A 16,574-nucleotide genomic window follows, 5' to 3' on the forward strand; every position below is an offset into this window, starting at 1 on the left:
GTGGTTTAATGATTCGCGACTACGTCGCGAACCAGTCTAAAGACAATAATAAAAAAGTTGATAGACACCTAATAGCATCTATCAACATTTCTATTACATATGTATTTAAAGAGACATAGACAAGATAATACCACCTATGCCAAAGACAAAGGATACGATATAAAATGCAATACCTGTTATCCAAGGACTCAATCCAAATTGCTTAGACATCAGTTGCGCCATGATAATTACATTAAATAGTTCTATGGTGCTTAATCCACCGGATCCGCCTTTAGCATGTAAATCCAAGAAAAGATAAATAGGCGCAGCAAAAAGTACAAAAATCAAATGGATCCAACTAGTAATACAACTATTTAAAAGCATGTCTGCCACTAGTTGCTTATATGTAACCTGCCCCTTAAAGACCTTAAAAATACCATATAAAATACCAGAAGATACAAGAACAAATGCTACAATTCCAAGTACATATCCTACAAGAGGAACTGCTTCAAGTTCTATAGGGCCTATAGCCTCCCAAATAAATGTTTTAAAAAATGGACTCTTTGGGAAAATCAGCGTTAATATATATAACCCTATATCTGTTATGATTGCTGATGTCACAGCTAATAACAACATATTTTTAACAGTAACAAAACGCATCCATTTTTCTATATATGGACCAAACATACCATTCATAATTCTATACCTTATAAATCTTCACTTTTAAATAATTGATAGCCTTCAAAATAATAACTATGGTCAAGGCCTTTCATAAATAGTTCTCGATTATTGATATCACTCGTAAGTGCTTTAGCAAGAATAGCTTTTATTTCTAAGTCATTTACTGGACTTCGTTCCATAGCAGACAAATATTGCTCTTTATCAACCTGACTCCAATCGATGGTCTTTTGTAATTCTGTACACAACATATGATCAAGCCATAATCGCATGCTACGACCATTACCTTCTCTAAAAGGATGAGCGACATTCATTTCAACATACTTTTCTACAATTTCTTCAAAAGTAGATTGCGGCATATCTTCAATAGTTTTAACCGCTTCAGCAAGATACATGACAGGAACAAAGCGGAAATTTCCTTTTGCAATATTCACAGTCCGCAATGTACCAGCAAAATCATATATATCTTGAAATAATATAGTATGTATTTTTTGCAAGGTAGTCCACGTACCACTAGGCATATCATTAAGTAAGTTTTTTTCAAACAATGTTGTTGCCGCTTTTTTACTTATTCGTTCTTCTTCTCTAGCCAATGTTGGGGAATCGGCAATCCCCAATCTATTAGTGATAACCATGTTGGACCTCCTTTTTATTTATTTTCATTATATATTATACTATAGGAACAAAAATTATAGTTATTACAACTTTAAATATTACGAGCAATGAATAGAACTAAAAAAGCAGCCCAACAAGGGCTGCTTTTTCGTTCATCTTATTTCAAAGATGCTGCAATTTTTGTAAGGTTTTCATCCATACGTTCTAAGTATGTTTTATTATCTTCGTTACTTTCGATTGTGTAAATAGTTTCTACCTTAGCACCAACTTCGCTTGCCAAAGTCTTGGATACTTCTGGGCTAGCCATTTCTTCTGCGAAGATAGTAGTGATATTGTTTTCTTTACAATACTTGATGAGTTCTGCCAATTGCGCTGCATTTGGTTCGCCTTCAGCAAATACATCTTCTACACTATTTTGTTCTAACCCAAAGTCACGACATAAGTACGCAAATGCTGCATGACCTGTAACAAAGTTTTTATGAGGCGCTTGTGCAAATTGACCTTCATATTTCTTAATCATTTCATCAAGTTTAGCTACGTAGTCATTGTAATTCTTTTCGTAGTAATCCTTATTAGCTGGGTCAGCTTTTACAAAAGCATCTTTAATATTTTTCACTTCGATTTTTGCATTTTTTAAAGATAACCATGCATGAGGATCTTCTGCGCCATGTTCCTTAATTTCTTCAGGATCAGTATTTTTGATAGCTTCTACGCCCTCTGTAGCAACAACAGTGATGAGCTTGCTGTTTTTAGCCGCATCAATCGCTTGTTGTGCCCAAGGTTCCATACCGAAACCGTTGTACACGAATACTTGAGCTGTTGCCAATTGTTTCATATTTTCAGGTTTCAACTCGAAATCATGTGGCTCTACGCCATCTGGAATAATAGTAGATACCTCTACCTTGTCACCACCAATAGCTTTTGCGAATTCAGCCATGGCGTTAAAACTTGTTACCACTTGGATCTTCTTACCTGCTTGTTCCTTTGGTGCATCATTGCCACAGCCTGCAAATAATGCAGCCATCATGATGCCTATCATTAACAAAACCAGCTTCTTGACCATCGTAGTCCTCCTTTGTGAAATCCTGATCGCTATGCTTTCATAGAATAGTAACCATTCTTTAGTTGCAGTTGCGACTCAGTTGCATTTGTAATATAGTTATAGTATAAACTTACTCAAGATTTTGTCAATTAGAAAAGTGGTTTTTATATGTTATCTATTGAACATCTTTATTTTTCCTATCAAGGTCAGCCACCTTATGTGTTGAATGACCTTAACTTACATATTCACAGTGGTGATTATATATCCATCGTTGGGGACAATGGGTCTGGTAAAAGTACCCTTCTACGTCTCATCTTAGGGTTCCTGAAACCTGTGAAAGGCTCTATCAAGCGAGATACAAACAACATTCGCTACGTATCTCAAAAGAATGATTTCTCTCATGCAGGCTTCCCTATTACGGTAAAAGAAATACTTGATTCCTACCGTAAGCTATTAAAAATTAAAGATAAACATGAAGTAGATCGTGTCTTAGAACTCACCAATATGACGGAGTTCAAAGACCGTTTAATTAGCAAACTATCTGGTGGTCAAGCACAGCGTGTGTCCATCGCTCGTGCCCTCATCGGTAATCCTGACCTCATCATACTTGATGAACCATCTACTGGTGTTGACCGTAAAAGCCAAGAAGGCATTTACTCACTCCTCTGCGAATTAAATCAAGTTCATCACATTACGATTATCTCGGTGGAACATAACCTTGAAATGGCCTTAGCCAATTCAACTAATATTTACCATATCGCAAATGGCCAAGGTCATCTTTGCTCCCCTGAACAATACGCTTGTGAAATTATGCACAGCACAGGACGCAACCCTATGGATCACGAAAGCTGTGCTTGCTTCACAGATGTAACAACTCAGGCTCAGGCTCAGGCTCAGGCTCAGGCTCAGGCTCAGGCTCAGGCTCAGGCAAATGATACTATAATTGAGGAGGTGCGCCATGTTTAGTTATGATTTTATGCAAAACGCCTTCTTTGTAGCTATCTGCATTTCCCTCTTATGTCCCTGTATCGGTATCTTTATGGTACTACGCCGTTCTAGTATGATTGGTGATACCATGAGCCATGCCTCACTAGCAGGTATTACATTAGGCTTATTAACAAATACGAATCCTATCTTAGGAGCATTCATCTTTACTGCTATTTGCGGTGCCCTTATCGAGTTCTTGCGAAAATATTTTTCTCACCATCTCGATTTGATTCTTACTATTATCTTATCTCTTAGCATCGGTACAGCTATTACTCTTATTAGTTCAGGTAAATTAAAAGCTAACGCCAATGTATTCTTCTTTGGCAGTATCTTAACCGTAAACACTACGGATATGATTAGTATTGCAGCCCTAACAATTCTATCTGTTTTAACCTTATATTTCTTATATAACTCACTTCTTTACATCGCTTATGATGAAGAGGCAGCCCGTGTAGCCGGTGTTAAGGTTGATTTTATCAATTACATCTTTGCCATCTTAATGGCTGCGGCCGTATCCATTTCTATTAAAATCGTTGGTGTTCTCGTATTAAGTGCTATGATTGCCTTGCCTGTAGCATCGGCATTACAACTAGAAAAAGGATTTAGAACGACATTACTCTGTTCTATTGGATTTAGTTTGCTAGCCATGATTATCGGCCTCTTCGGATCCTACTATCTCAACGTAGCTCCAGGTGGTTTTGTATCGCTAATATCAGTTGCAATTCTACTCGTAGTATTAGTCATTAAAAATATCAGAACTATCCTACGCCGTATGCAATTTAGCAAGTAAACAAAGATAATCATCAATATATAGATAGCTATTCTATTAGCAAAATAAGATGGCTATCCTGTGCAAAAAAATTATCTACTTATACTTGTATAACAAGTTTAGTATTAAAACAGAATCGAAAGAGCGTTATGAATACAACAAGTTGGCCTGAAGGCATAAAAAAAACCAAACAGCGCGAAGCCATTTGGTCCGTATTAACAACTACAGATAAACCTATTACGGCTATGGAAATCGCAGAGCGATTAGGCGATGGTAGCACTACATGGATGTCTACTATTTACCGCACTCTTGAGCTGTTAGAAACAAAGGAAATCGTTACCCGTACAACACTCATGGGTAGCGATATGGCATATTATGAAATTACACCGCATACACACCGCCACTATGCAGTGTGTACAAAATGTGGAGCCATGATACCTCTGCACACATGCCCTGTTGTAGAAATGCCACAGGAATTAATTGATGCAGGCTTTACGGTGACAGAACATCATCTAGAAATTGCGGGGATCTGTAAAAACTGCAAGAATAAAGGCTAATAAAAATCTATAAGTAAATGCAAGAAAAAGGACGTAACTGTAAGAGTTACGTCCTTTTGTAATTTTATGATGTTTCGTATTAGCTTTATTTAACTTTCACCTATTACAACATCAATGGCGCTACTACGAAGCCAAGTGCTACTGAAATCGCGATGGCAAGTACACCAGGGATGAAGAACGGATGGTTAAATACAAGCTTACCGATTCGTGTTGAGCCGGTATCGTCCATTTGTACAGCCCCCAAAAGTGTTGGGTATGTAGGCAATACGAAGAGTGCAGATACGGCTGCGAAGGAAGCGATAATAATGTATACGGATCCTGGGTTCTCTGGCGTAATGCCGAGAGCTAGAATTACAGCTGGTACCAATGCTTGTGTTGTCGCCGCTTGGCTATACAACAATGTACTAGCAAAGAAGAATGCTACAGCTAATAGGAATGGATATGCTGTTACCAAGCTAGATGCAAGAGCTTTAATTTCAGGAATATGACCTTTTACAAAAGTATCGCCCAACCATGCTACGCCTAGTACGCAGACACATGCGGATAAACCGGATTTAAATGTGCTTGTATTAACAAGTTGTGCTGTATCAATTTTACAGAAGAATGTAATAGCCGCTGCAATTACCATCATGAAACCAACGATGGCATCATTTCGACCAAAAATAACAGGTTTAATAAGACCAATGTTCTTGGAGATGGCAGTTGCATAGAATACGATACAAATAATACCAATCAAGAAAATCAATACAGAAGTTTTCGCACCTGGTTTCAAGTGGAAATCAGCACTCTTTTCACGAGGTGGAGCCACATGACCTGCTGCCAAACGTTCTTGGTAAACTGGATCGGAAGACAAATCATTATTTGCGAAGGTAGACATAATAAATGCCGTAATCATAACCGCTACGAATGTTGTAGAAATACAGATGGCAAGCAATGTTGGATAGTTGACACCATATGGTTCAAGGAAACCACTCATAGCAACAACTGCTGCGGATACTGGGCTCGCTGTAATACCAATTTGGCTTGCTACAACGGCGATGGATAATGGTACAGATGGCTTAATGTTTTCACTTTTTGCCACCTCTACAATTACAGGAATCATAGAAAATGCTGTATGACCTGTACCAGCCAATAGCGTTAAGAAATACGTAACTGTTGGTGCTAAGTAGTTGATATGCTTAGGGTTTTTACGCAAAATACCTTCTGCAATACGCACCAAATAATCGAGACCGCCAGCGAGTTGCAAAGCACAAATAGCAGCGATAGCAGACATGATGATGAGAATTACATCCCAAGGAATCTGCCCTGGGAACATCCCCATGCCAAGGCTTAACAACACTACACCAAGGCCGCCAGCGTAACCGATGCCCATCCCACCTAGACGAACGCCGAGGAAGATGGCACCAAATAAAATAATAACTTGCATAATTACATAAATGTCCATACGATGACCTCCTTTATACGTATATAGTATCATAGATATGCAAAAATATCATCGAATTTTCACAATGTATAGTCTATAGTTTAAAGACTTAACGAAACATTATCCGCTAAACATATAAAAAGCTATATATGCCGACGACTCTAGAACCGTAGAATCATGACATATATAGCTTTTACGTTTACCTTAAATCTTTATAAAATACTTAGCCGTAAATTGTTATAGAATTATTGGTCGTAAGTCTTCGAGGATTCCCTCTTCTTCAGTAGCGCGTTGGATACTTTCACCAACAATGCGAACCATATCCTCTAATTGTTCCACAGTGGACGCCAATGGCGGCATGAGGATTACCACATCACCGATTGGACGGCAGATGAGGCCTTGTTCACGAGCAAGGATGGCCACTTTAGCCCCTACCGCATCATTTGGACGATATGCTTCATGAGTAGCCACATCTTTTTCAAGTTCGATCCCTACGATGAGGCCACGTTGACGAACCTCTTTAACATGTTTCAGGTTTTCGATTGGCTTCAATGCATTAGTGAAAGCCTCAATTTTCTTAGGTAATCCTTCGATAACCTTTTCATCGCGGAATACTTTCAACGAAGCTAATGCAACGGCACAAGCCAAGGCATTACCTGTATAGGAGTGTCCATGGTAGAAGGTTTTCTTTTCTTCAAATGTGCCGAGGAAGGCATCGAATACACGTTGTGTAGTCAATGTGGCAGCGAGAGGCATATAACCGCCAGTAATCCCTTTAGACAAGGTCATGAAATCTGGAGCCACACCTTCGTGTTCACAGGCAAAGAATTTACCAGTGCGGCCAAAGCCTGTGGCTACCTCATCGACAATGAGGAATACATCATGTTTCGCCGTTAATTCACGAACCCGTTTCAAATAGCCATGAGGCATTACGAGCATGCCTGCTGCAGCTTGTACTAATGGTTCCATAACGAGAGCTGTGATTTCATCACCCTCTTCATTGAGGATGCGTTCTAGTTCAGCCAAAGACTCTTCAAAGGCCTTTTCTCGATCTGCTACGTCACGATATACGCCAGGGCTTGGCAATGTCAAAGGTTTGAATAATAAATTATGGAATACTTGGTGGAACAATTGAATACCACCTACAGATACGGTGCCTAATGTATCCCCATGATAACCCGCATTGAGGGCAATGAACTTAGTTTTCTTCGTTTGTCCTACAAGTTGGCGGTATTGGTAGGCCATCTTAATAGCAACTTCAATAGCTGTACTACCATCATCAGACAAAAATACTTTATTTAAACCTTCTGGAGCGAGCTCTACTAATTCTTTACACAATTGTGCAGATGGTGGGCTTACAAGCCCGAGCAATGTGCTATGAGCAATTTTATCCACTTGTTCCTTCAAAGCCTGGTTTAATACAGGATGGTTATGCCCATGAATGTTAACCCATAAGGAGGACACGCCGTCATAATACTTTTTACCGTTCTCATCGATGAGGTATACCCCCTCACCACGTTCGATTACGACTGGTTCTTGTGCCAACCAATCTTGCATTTGTGTAAATGGATGCCATACAAACTCATGATCCCATTGTGCTGCTTGTGAAAGCTGTTTCTCTGCCATTTCGTCACCTCATACGTACAAATTTTACAAACTTTAATTCCCTATCCCTATAATGCTCTACTACTATAACAATCTATTAAGATACATGATTAGGCCAGATTAAATTACAATATCTAACTACTATATGCCTAGTACTGTATTCCACACCTTCTTAGAGTCCACAAAGGACCGAGCCCAACCTAGCTGAACCTTTTGGATATTCGGACCTTGGTATGGCGGTACAACAGCTACCACAGGAATACCTGTATATCGTTCCATGTCTTCCACATTTGTTTTCAACAAGAACGGATCCACTGCAGTCGTATCATTGACAATAATGGCTTTCACCTCAATACCATGCATCTTCGCGTATTCACAAGTTAAAATAGCACGGTTAATGGAGCCCAACCGTCCATCAGCTACAACGATGGCTGGTAATTTAATATCTTTCATTAAATCCGTAAATGTATTATCACCGTAAAGAGGTGTTGTAATACCACCAGCACCTTCTACAAAGGTTAAATCATAGCGATGAACAACATCTAATGTATGAGCTACTACACCAGCATAATCGATTTCTATACCAGCTAATTCTGCTGCAAGACGAGGAGAAAAATCTCCAGCAATAGCATATGGATTAACCTCGTGACGGCGCGACTCAGGAATGCCCGCGGAACGCATCAAATGTGTAGCATCCTTGCTTTCAAGATCCACATTATAATTATCCTCATCCATCGTTACACATTCAGGAAAAGGTACTGCGCTGGAGGACACCGGTTTAACCATACCAACCGCAAAGCCATCATCAACAGCCATAGCCCCTAACAACCCTGTCACAAACGTCTTGCCTACATCTGTATCGGTTCCAATTATAGAAATACCTAACTGCTTCATACACGTCTCCTCTCAGCGATACTTAACGCCGCATAGGTTAACCAATTTATGTGAGTAAGTTTACAATCTAATTACAATATACAGCCAAAGGGAATATATAGTCAACCTATTATTACGCTTAAGGTTTACCATAATAGGACTATATGGGGCCCCATTAATTTCTCCCCCACTCTCGATACGGTGAAATTACGCTATTTCGGTAATAGACATTTAGATTTGATGGGACTAATTCATAGGTACAGTTAGAAAAAGGACGATAACTTTTCCCTCTTACTTATTTGATACAGTGAATTTCGTTTTATTGATTTATGAATAGACTCGATGGGACTAGTTCATAAATACAGTTATAAAAAGAGTGATGACTAACCGATTAGCGACTTAGCTCGCTTTGGAGCGTAGAGGTTAGTCATCACTCTTTTTTACCTAAATGTAGTTATGTAAAGGGGCCCCATCGAGGCCACCACTAAATCTCAATATAACGGAATTCGCCTGTATCAGGATCCATCATCCCTCCATAGAATCCCATTCCTTTTGGGAATAGTGGGTGGTTACGCAAGAAGTTAACTGTATAGATTACATTGTCTTCGGATATGTGGAAACGATCCATCCAATCAATAAGTCCTGGTTCGATCATGCGAATCGCATCTTCACTGATACCTTTTTCTTTCATGGACTCCATAAAAGTTGTAGCAGAGAAATCAATCATGCCGCAGTTCTCATGGCCGATGACTAATACATCTTCAATTTCCATACCATACGTAGCAACTAGCAAGCTTTGTACAATATTATCGATAGGTTGCGTTACACTATTACCAGCTGTTTTTATAACGATGATTTCACCACGGTTAAAACCTAATGCATCTTCTAGCATGCAGACTAAACGCGTATCCATACATGTGACAATACCTAGTTTTTTAGTAGGATGGCTTGTTAATCCTGCTTTTGGTAATTCTGGGTGGTTTTTCACATACTCTTTATTGGTTTCAATTATTTGTTTAATATCAATCATAAGGTACCTCATTTACATTTCTATCTATAAAATAGATTCTATTCATTATATACAATATATTCAATGAAAAACAAGAGATTTTCATCACATATAAATATTTATTATAACCTATATCCTTCATAAGAAATCCACAAAAATCGTATTAATTCAATATTTATAATTAATATTCATTTATTATACCTTTTATTCTTATATATTTATAAAAATGAATATACTGTATATTTCTTACATTACTAGTAGATTATAGTTCCCCCAATATGGTACTATTAAAACTATAGAAGAGAAACGCCACATGATACCACATATGACGTGAACTGTATGTACAGTAAGGAGGTTTTTATTATGGGTATCAATCAAAAAACATTGCCAGGCATTCTGCTCTGTGCAGTCCTCGCTATTCCTTGTTGGCTATTAGGCCTGGAATTTCACCTTATTGGTAGTCCAATCTTTGCCATTATCTTAGGTATAATTATTGGCTCTATATTCACATCTTGGAAACGCGAAAAAACTGGTGCCGGCATTGGATTTACATCCAAAAAGATTTTACAATGGGCCGTTATTTTATTGGGCTTTGGCTTAAATATTACACAGATTTTACATGTAGGTTGGATTTCATTACCTGTCATCATTTCAACCATCGCTACATCCTTAATCGTGTCCTATGTTATCTATCGACTCACTCATATCGACTCTAATACAGCTGTACTTATCGGCGTAGGTTCCTCCATTTGTGGTGGTTCTGCTATCGCTGCAGCTGCACCAGTCATCAAGGCAGAGGATCAAGATATTGCCCAAGCAATCTCCGTTGTATTCTTCTTCAATGTAGTAGCAGCTTTTGTATTCCCTCCATTTGGTGATGCTATTGGTCTTTCTAATATGGGCTTTGGTCTATTTGCTGGTACCGCTGTAAACGATACATCCTCTGTAACAGCTACTGCTGCTGTATGGGATAGCATGAAAGGCACTGGTACACAAGTTCTAGAATATGCAACAATCGTTAAATTAACACGTACCCTTGCAATTATTCCGATTTGTTTAGGTTTAGCAAGTTACCAAGTATATAAAGCAAAACAAAGTGCTGCTCAAGCTGATGGTAGCAGTGTTAGCATCGCTAAAATCTTCCCTAAATTTGTTTTATACTTTGTGATTTGTTCTCTTATTACAACAGCATTATCCTATGCGAATGTAGATATTCAATTCTTGAGTGTATTCAAAACTATTTCCAAATACTTTATTACAATGGCCATGGTTGCTATCGGTCTTAATACTAATATCGTAAAATTGATAAAATCCGGTGGTTCTGCCCTTGCATTGGGTGCTTGTTGCTGGATTGCCATCACAGCAGTCAGCCTAGCTACACAACATATGATTGGTTTATGGTAAGAAATATACATACCTATTTTAATATGATATAATTGTATATAGTTAGAATAGTAATAACCCCTCCAGTAATGGAGGGGTTTCGTGCTACTATTCACCTTATTAGTACTTTATCATACTATAGTTAGGAGGGTTAACATGTACTTCTTACAAGGACTTCTTGTCGGTCTCGCAACATTTGCCCCTGTTGGCATGCAAAACCTCTTCATCATCAACACAGCATTGGTACAGCCTATACGTCGTATCATATTGACCCTTATCATATTGGCACTATTTGATATGAGCCTCAGTACGGCAGCCTTCTTTGGTATCGGCGCCATTCTTGAAATGTGGCCTCTTACAAAGCTTATCGTACTCCTTTTTGGGGGCCTACTGATTGTATACATGGGCTTTAATATATTCAGAACTGAACCAGATATACGCAATGTAAATACGAATATTCCAATTCGTAAAATTATCCTATCCGCTATCGCTGTATCCTGGGGGAATCCTCAAGCCGTTCTTGATGCAACTATGATGCTCGGCGCCTTTCAAGCTAATATACCTGAAGAAGGTATTTATTATTTCTTTGGAGGCTTCCTAGCTATGACCCCAATGTGGTTTGGAGCCTTGGCTGCCACCATGCATTTATTAGCTAAAAAAATCAAAATTACCCATATGGCTTGGATCAATCGCTTCTGTGGTGCAGTACTCGTCATTTATGGTATAAAATTATTCATCGATGGTGTTACAATGCTCTTGGAATATGTTTAATTAAACAATCCTCAATAAAGCAATATTCAAACAAATAAAGCCGTTAGCATATGCTAACGGCTTTTATATTGTAATTGTTTATTTGTTATATGACGATTAAATTTATTTTACATAATCCGTCTTTGATACATTAAAACTCTGCTAAAACTTGTTTAAACATTTCTCTAAAGGCTTCTACATAGGTGTTACTTTGATTTTGTTGCGATACAAAGTAGTAATTGCGCTCCATCGATTTACCATGGTTAGTTAATACCTTGCGCTCAATACCTGGCATGGAGTCGGTTAAATATTTAAAACGATCAAGCAGCAATAGTCCTTGTTGACCTGCTACTAAATAGCGAGCCTCCTCTAATGTACGAGCATATGCAAAGGCACCAGCATAACCAATGGCCTTACGATAATGTTCTTCCTCAGCTAGCGTATACTTACCGCGACATACTAAGATAAGTGGTAAATCATCAATAGTTTTAATTTCGACGCTACCTTCCTTTGTATAACCTTGTGGCACTTCAATTACAGTGGTCGCCTTATCAATCAAATGACTTTCATAATCATCAGATAAAATCTGCCACTGATCATTAAATATTACATCCACACGACGATCATCTAACATGCCATATAGTTCCTCATGGCTGCCACTATACATGCGGATATCTAGGTTTTTATAGCGTTTAGCCATGCGAATGACCGTTTGCTGCATAGCCATCCCACTATAGCGATTTAAATAGCCAATTCGTAAGCTAACACGTGCATCTGTACCAATGCGGGTTGTTTCTACCTTAATATCGTGAAAGCGTTCTAGTAATTTTTTACCAGATCGATATAAATATTGCCCCGCTGGTGTTAGCTGAAAGCTTCGTTTTTCACGTACCATCAGCTCCACACCTAAACTTATTTCAAGGGCTTTAATTTGTTGTGAAATAGCAGATTGAGACACATACTGCTCTGTCGCAGCTTGAGTAAAACTATTATTATCAACTACACACACAAAATACTCTAATTGTTTCAACAACATAACGATACACTCTCATCTCTCTTATAATTAGTAGCCTTACTCTATCTACTAGCCCACTACACAACATACACCAACCCCTCTCATTGGTATTTGCTACTCACATAATATTTTTCTCTACAACTACAACTACAACTACAACTACAACTACAACTACAACTACAACTACAACTACAATTATTATATTTCATTGAAAGTAGATTCACTATTATGAACTGCTTTCACGAGACATAACTAAATTACGGTATACAAACCAGGACGCCACAAAGAATATTGTCGCCGTAGACCAGAACACAGCACCATATCCAAAGGCACGCGCAATAACACCACTTATAACAGGGCCTAATACATTGCCCATCATAGCTACACTAGATACGGCACCAAAGACAATGCCGCGTCGCTCAATAGGGACGGCCTTGGATATCAGCGTATTTGCAATTGGCGTAATAAAACCCATAAAGAATCCCGCTATAGCACGGAATATGCCAAGTCCCCATATACTAGGCATTAAGTATTGCAAAATAAATAAGGAGCCCACCGCCCATGTAGCAGTAAAGATAATACGAGGCATAGTCAATCGTTGTGTTACCTTACCAATTGAAATGGATGCTAAAGCACTAAACAAACCAGCCCCAAAAATAATACTCCCTACAATGGTAGCAACAAATTCATCATTCACGGCCATATAGTGTTTGATATAAAGCGGTAAGATAGGACCAATACCAGTAATACCAAAGTTACATAAAAACTGCATTGCCACTAATAGACGAACTCGAGGTATCATCAAAAATGATTTAATCAAAGAAATCTGTGATTCTTGAGCGTCCACCTTATGCTTAAACTGTAAGTTAGGCATTAAAAAATAAATACCTAATAAGCAAATGCCAGTCAATCCGGAAAATATAAAGAATGGCGCTCTATAACCTAATAAATCGGCCGCTAAGCCACCCATGAGCGGTCCAAAAACGAGACCCATCACCATAGATGCTTGATACAGCCCCATCGCCCATGGCACCTTTTCCTCAGGCGTTATAAGGACGATAATAGCCAAACCGATTGGTACATACCCACCTACAACACCTTGCAATAGCCTTAGGACTAATAACTGTGCTGGGGTTTGGGTGAAAGCACAGGCCCCGACTGTAACCATTAAGGTAAATAAGATAAACATCATTACCTTACGAGGTCCCAGTTGGTTCGCCTTACGTGACCAATACGGTGCACTAAGCGCTACCATACAAGGCGTTACCCCTGATACAATACCGGCCCACATAGCAGCTTCACCTGGATTATGTAGACCTAACTCTATAAGGAATAACGGAAGGAATGATAGTACCCCTATAATTGTTATTCCCCCACCGATCTGTATAATACAGATTAAATAGATAATTCGTTTCCAAGAAGAATCCATAGTGACCTTCTTTCTTATCAGTATATACTTACACAAAACAATAGAATATACTCATAATATTATTGTATCGTAAACTACAAAAAAAGACCATCTCTTCCACATATAAAGGGTAGAGATGGTCTCTTTTTAGTTCTATGATTATACGACTTTTATAAGAATAAAAGTACGTATACATCATTTATTTTTGTTTGAACATCCAATAGATGTAGTAAATAACAAGTGCATACGTCACTACATCAAATACAGGCAAGAATGGTACCATTTTAGACAAACGTCCAAAACCATGAACATGAATATTTGCTGCAATGATAGCAATAAGGTTCAAACGATGAATCCAGATTGCTTTTTTACGAGATACATAGTTTGCCATATTGCCTACCCAAGGCGTTAAGTACAATACGGCAAAGATAAGAGCAATAAACATGGCTCCAAGAGAGATATAACCGCCCCAGAATCCTAAGAAGGACTTCAATGCTTTCAAGAAGTATACATACCAATGTGCACATACAAGAACAACACTAACGATACCTACGATGCGATGAACTTCAAACATTTCTTTTGGATTATATCGTTTGATAAACCATTTTGGTTTTGTTGCAATATATGTTAATACAAGCCATGCAACATAAGGAATAAGACCTAAGTGAACCTTCCAGTTACCAAATGATCTACCGCCTGTTACATAACCATATTCTACCATTCCCATAAATATTAGGGATAAAACCGCAATCCATATTAAAATATGGTATTTACTCTTAAACTGTTTTTTTACTACTTCTGCCATATAAACCTCACTATTTCTTATACAAACTACCAGTATATATCTAGTTGGTCTAATGTAGCATGCTAACAATTTCAATCCACATAGCATTCTACTTAGAACTTAAAACTAATTAGTTATTAAATCCAGATCCATCCTAAAATTAGAACTAGAATTTGAAGCTGAGGTCTGCACGGTAGTAATCATTTACACGGTTACCATCTTGTGTTTTCGCATGGAAACCATAGTATGCATTAATACCAATATTTTTCTCTGGTGCGTAAGATGCACCTAATTGCCATGCTTTATAACCTTCATACCGTGTTTTCTTCAATAAATCATTAGATTCATATTTTTGCGTTTTAAATACTGGGGCATTTTTAGCTTGATCAAAGTAATCTAAGCGGATATCCCAAGAGTTCTTCTTGTTAATTTTATAATCGCCCCATTTAACGCCTACGTTCCAAACATCGGAATCACTCAAGCCAGATGCTTTTACCCACTCGCCATCAATACCGAATTTACCAACATTATATTTAGCATTAAAGCCATATACATTATCGAATTCGTTATTTTTCTTGCCATTACCCATACGTACATTTGTTGTACCTACATGAGCAAACATACCGCCAAAGCTAAAGTGATCATTAACAGCTACATGGGCATTAATAAGACCTACATCACCATTATCAGCTTTACTAGTCTTAGCAAAACGGCCTGCTGTCATATAACCATATGCACCATTTAATGTAACTTTATCACCTAGCTTCGCTGTAGCGCCTACACCATCAAAGTTAGAGCTATAAATCAAGCCACCACCAAATTTTTGGGTATAACGACCAGCATCAACTACAACATTTTTACCGAATTTATGCTCTACATATGCTAAATCCCAATTAGCTTGAGCCTCTTTAGAGCTATCACCTAACTCAATAGAGCCTGTTGTAATACGCGCTTTCACAGATGTATTTTTATTAACCTTTGCATCTAAGCCTAAACGTACACGGGCTGTAATTTTATCTTCGTAATCATAACCATCGATACCATCTTTACCGATGTAGTTGATACGAGCATCACCAGTTACTTTAACATTGCCTACGCGGTCTTCCAATTTAGCTACACGCACACCAAGTGTATTCAATTCATTGGAGAACTCGTCAGCCAAGCGGTTCAACATAGCTTGTTGTTCTGCATTAGCACGATCTTGATTAGCCATGCCTTTCGCAATCATTTGAGCCATTTCGTAACGAGTAATGTTATTTTGGCCTTTGAAAGTCCCATCAGGATAACCATTGATAATACCCGCTGTAGCCAATTGATCTACTGCTTGGTAAGCCCAGCTATCGGATGAAACATCGGAAAATGGATTAACAGCAAACGCTGTAGCCACACCCATCATGGCTGCCACTGCAAAAGCACTGGTCATTTTACGTTTAATCATAATAAACCTCACACAATAAATAATGATTAATAAAAAATGAAAAAATAATGAAATATATGACTATAATTATCATTATCATATTTAACATGCAAATAATAGCAATTTTCATTAGGTCAGTAAAGAGAGAATGTATATCAATCTCACAATCAATTATGCATTAAACTGATAATATAGAATATTTTATTTCTTAGAAAATAAAAATATAATCATAACCACCCGTAGAACGGGTGGTTTGCTCTGACCCTATAAGGGTCTTTCT

Annotated in this window: 16 protein-coding genes; 5 read left to right on the forward strand and 11 right to left on the reverse strand. The window is 38.2% G+C overall.

Annotated features, from left to right (window positions below):
* Window positions 1-105: 105 nt before the first annotated feature.
* From QZR70_RS05750 to QZR70_RS05760, 3 genes are all read right to left on the reverse strand, one after another.
* Window positions 106-675, reverse strand: coding sequence for a hypothetical protein (locus QZR70_RS05750; RefSeq protein WP_295793743.1), 570 nt, complete (start codon window positions 673-675; stop codon window positions 106-108).
* A gap of 11 nt (window positions 676-686) precedes the next feature.
* Window positions 687-1,292 (reverse strand): protein adenylyltransferase Fic, encoded by a 606-nt coding sequence (fic, locus tag QZR70_RS05755; RefSeq protein WP_295793745.1) that lies wholly within the window; start codon window positions 1,290-1,292, stop codon window positions 687-689.
* A 137-nt stretch (window positions 1,293-1,429) separates the two neighbouring features.
* Window positions 1,430-2,335, reverse strand: coding sequence for a metal ABC transporter substrate-binding protein (locus tag QZR70_RS05760; protein ID WP_295793747.1), 906 nt, complete (start codon window positions 2,333-2,335; stop codon window positions 1,430-1,432).
* A 147-nt stretch (window positions 2,336-2,482) separates the two neighbouring features.
* Between QZR70_RS05760 and QZR70_RS05765 the strand changes: the two genes are divergently transcribed.
* From QZR70_RS05765 to QZR70_RS05775, 3 genes are all read left to right on the forward strand, one after another.
* Entirely contained in the window at window positions 2,483-3,280 is a 798-nt protein-coding gene (locus QZR70_RS05765) for a metal ABC transporter ATP-binding protein (protein WP_295793748.1), read from the forward strand.
* The gene (locus QZR70_RS05770; protein ID WP_129823613.1) at window positions 3,273-4,091 is read left to right on the forward strand and encodes a metal ABC transporter permease; all 819 of its coding nucleotides are present in this window, start codon (window positions 3,273-3,275) and stop codon (window positions 4,089-4,091) included. Before QZR70_RS05765 ends, QZR70_RS05770 begins: the two co-directional genes overlap by 8 nt.
* A 128-nt stretch (window positions 4,092-4,219) precedes the next feature.
* Complete coding sequence (locus QZR70_RS05775; protein ID WP_295793751.1) at window positions 4,220-4,627, forward strand: Fur family transcriptional regulator; 408 nt, start codon at window positions 4,220-4,222, stop codon at window positions 4,625-4,627.
* 103 nt (window positions 4,628-4,730) lie between these two features.
* On the opposite strand, the gene QZR70_RS05780 is transcribed toward QZR70_RS05775, so the two are convergent.
* The 4 genes from QZR70_RS05780 to QZR70_RS05795 form a co-directional block, all read right to left on the reverse strand.
* On the reverse strand, window positions 4,731-6,071 hold the full coding sequence (locus QZR70_RS05780; protein ID WP_105090090.1) for an anaerobic C4-dicarboxylate transporter: 1,341 nt from the start codon (window positions 6,069-6,071) through the stop codon (window positions 4,731-4,733).
* A 216-nt stretch (window positions 6,072-6,287) separates the two neighbouring features.
* Entirely contained in the window at window positions 6,288-7,676 is a 1,389-nt protein-coding gene (gene bioA, locus QZR70_RS05785) for an adenosylmethionine--8-amino-7-oxononanoate transaminase (RefSeq protein ID WP_119206999.1), read from the reverse strand.
* Between the two features lie 120 nt (window positions 7,677-7,796).
* A complete protein-coding gene (gene bioD, locus QZR70_RS05790; protein WP_295793754.1) occupies window positions 7,797-8,549 on the reverse strand; it encodes a dethiobiotin synthase in 753 nt (250 codons plus the stop codon).
* Window positions 8,550-9,012: 463 nt separating this feature from the next.
* Window positions 9,013-9,558, reverse strand: a complete 546-nt coding sequence (locus tag QZR70_RS05795; RefSeq protein WP_105085161.1) for a carbonic anhydrase — start codon at window positions 9,556-9,558, stop codon at window positions 9,013-9,015.
* Between the two features lie 342 nt (window positions 9,559-9,900).
* On the opposite strand from QZR70_RS05795, the gene QZR70_RS05800 reads away from it, so the two are divergent.
* On the forward strand, window positions 9,901-10,941 hold the full coding sequence (locus QZR70_RS05800; protein WP_105085160.1) for a YeiH family protein: 1,041 nt from the start codon (window positions 9,901-9,903) through the stop codon (window positions 10,939-10,941).
* A 135-nt stretch (window positions 10,942-11,076) separates the two neighbouring features.
* Window positions 11,077-11,691: a LysE/ArgO family amino acid transporter gene (locus QZR70_RS05805; RefSeq protein ID WP_105085159.1), complete on the forward strand. Its 615-nt coding sequence runs from the start codon at window positions 11,077-11,079 to the stop codon at window positions 11,689-11,691.
* A 130-nt stretch (window positions 11,692-11,821) separates the two neighbouring features.
* Here the strand turns inward: QZR70_RS05805 and QZR70_RS05810 are convergent, their stop codons facing one another.
* The 4 genes from QZR70_RS05810 to QZR70_RS05825 form a co-directional block, all read right to left on the reverse strand.
* Complete coding sequence (locus QZR70_RS05810; RefSeq protein WP_295793757.1) at window positions 11,822-12,706, reverse strand: LysR family transcriptional regulator; 885 nt, start codon at window positions 12,704-12,706, stop codon at window positions 11,822-11,824.
* Between the two features lie 205 nt (window positions 12,707-12,911).
* Complete coding sequence (locus QZR70_RS05815; protein WP_295793760.1) at window positions 12,912-14,114, reverse strand: MFS transporter; 1,203 nt, start codon at window positions 14,112-14,114, stop codon at window positions 12,912-12,914.
* A gap of 178 nt (window positions 14,115-14,292) precedes the next feature.
* A complete protein-coding gene (locus tag QZR70_RS05820) occupies window positions 14,293-14,898 on the reverse strand; it encodes a hypothetical protein (protein WP_295793763.1) in 606 nt (201 codons plus the stop codon).
* Window positions 14,899-15,043: 145 nt separating this feature from the next.
* Window positions 15,044-16,315, reverse strand: a complete 1,272-nt coding sequence (locus QZR70_RS05825) for a putative porin (protein ID WP_295793764.1) — start codon at window positions 16,313-16,315, stop codon at window positions 15,044-15,046.
* Window positions 16,316-16,574 lie beyond the last annotated feature (259 nt).

Source organism: uncultured Veillonella sp. (assembly GCF_900545205.1).
Taxonomy (GTDB): Bacteria; Bacillota; Negativicutes; order Veillonellales; family Veillonellaceae; genus Veillonella.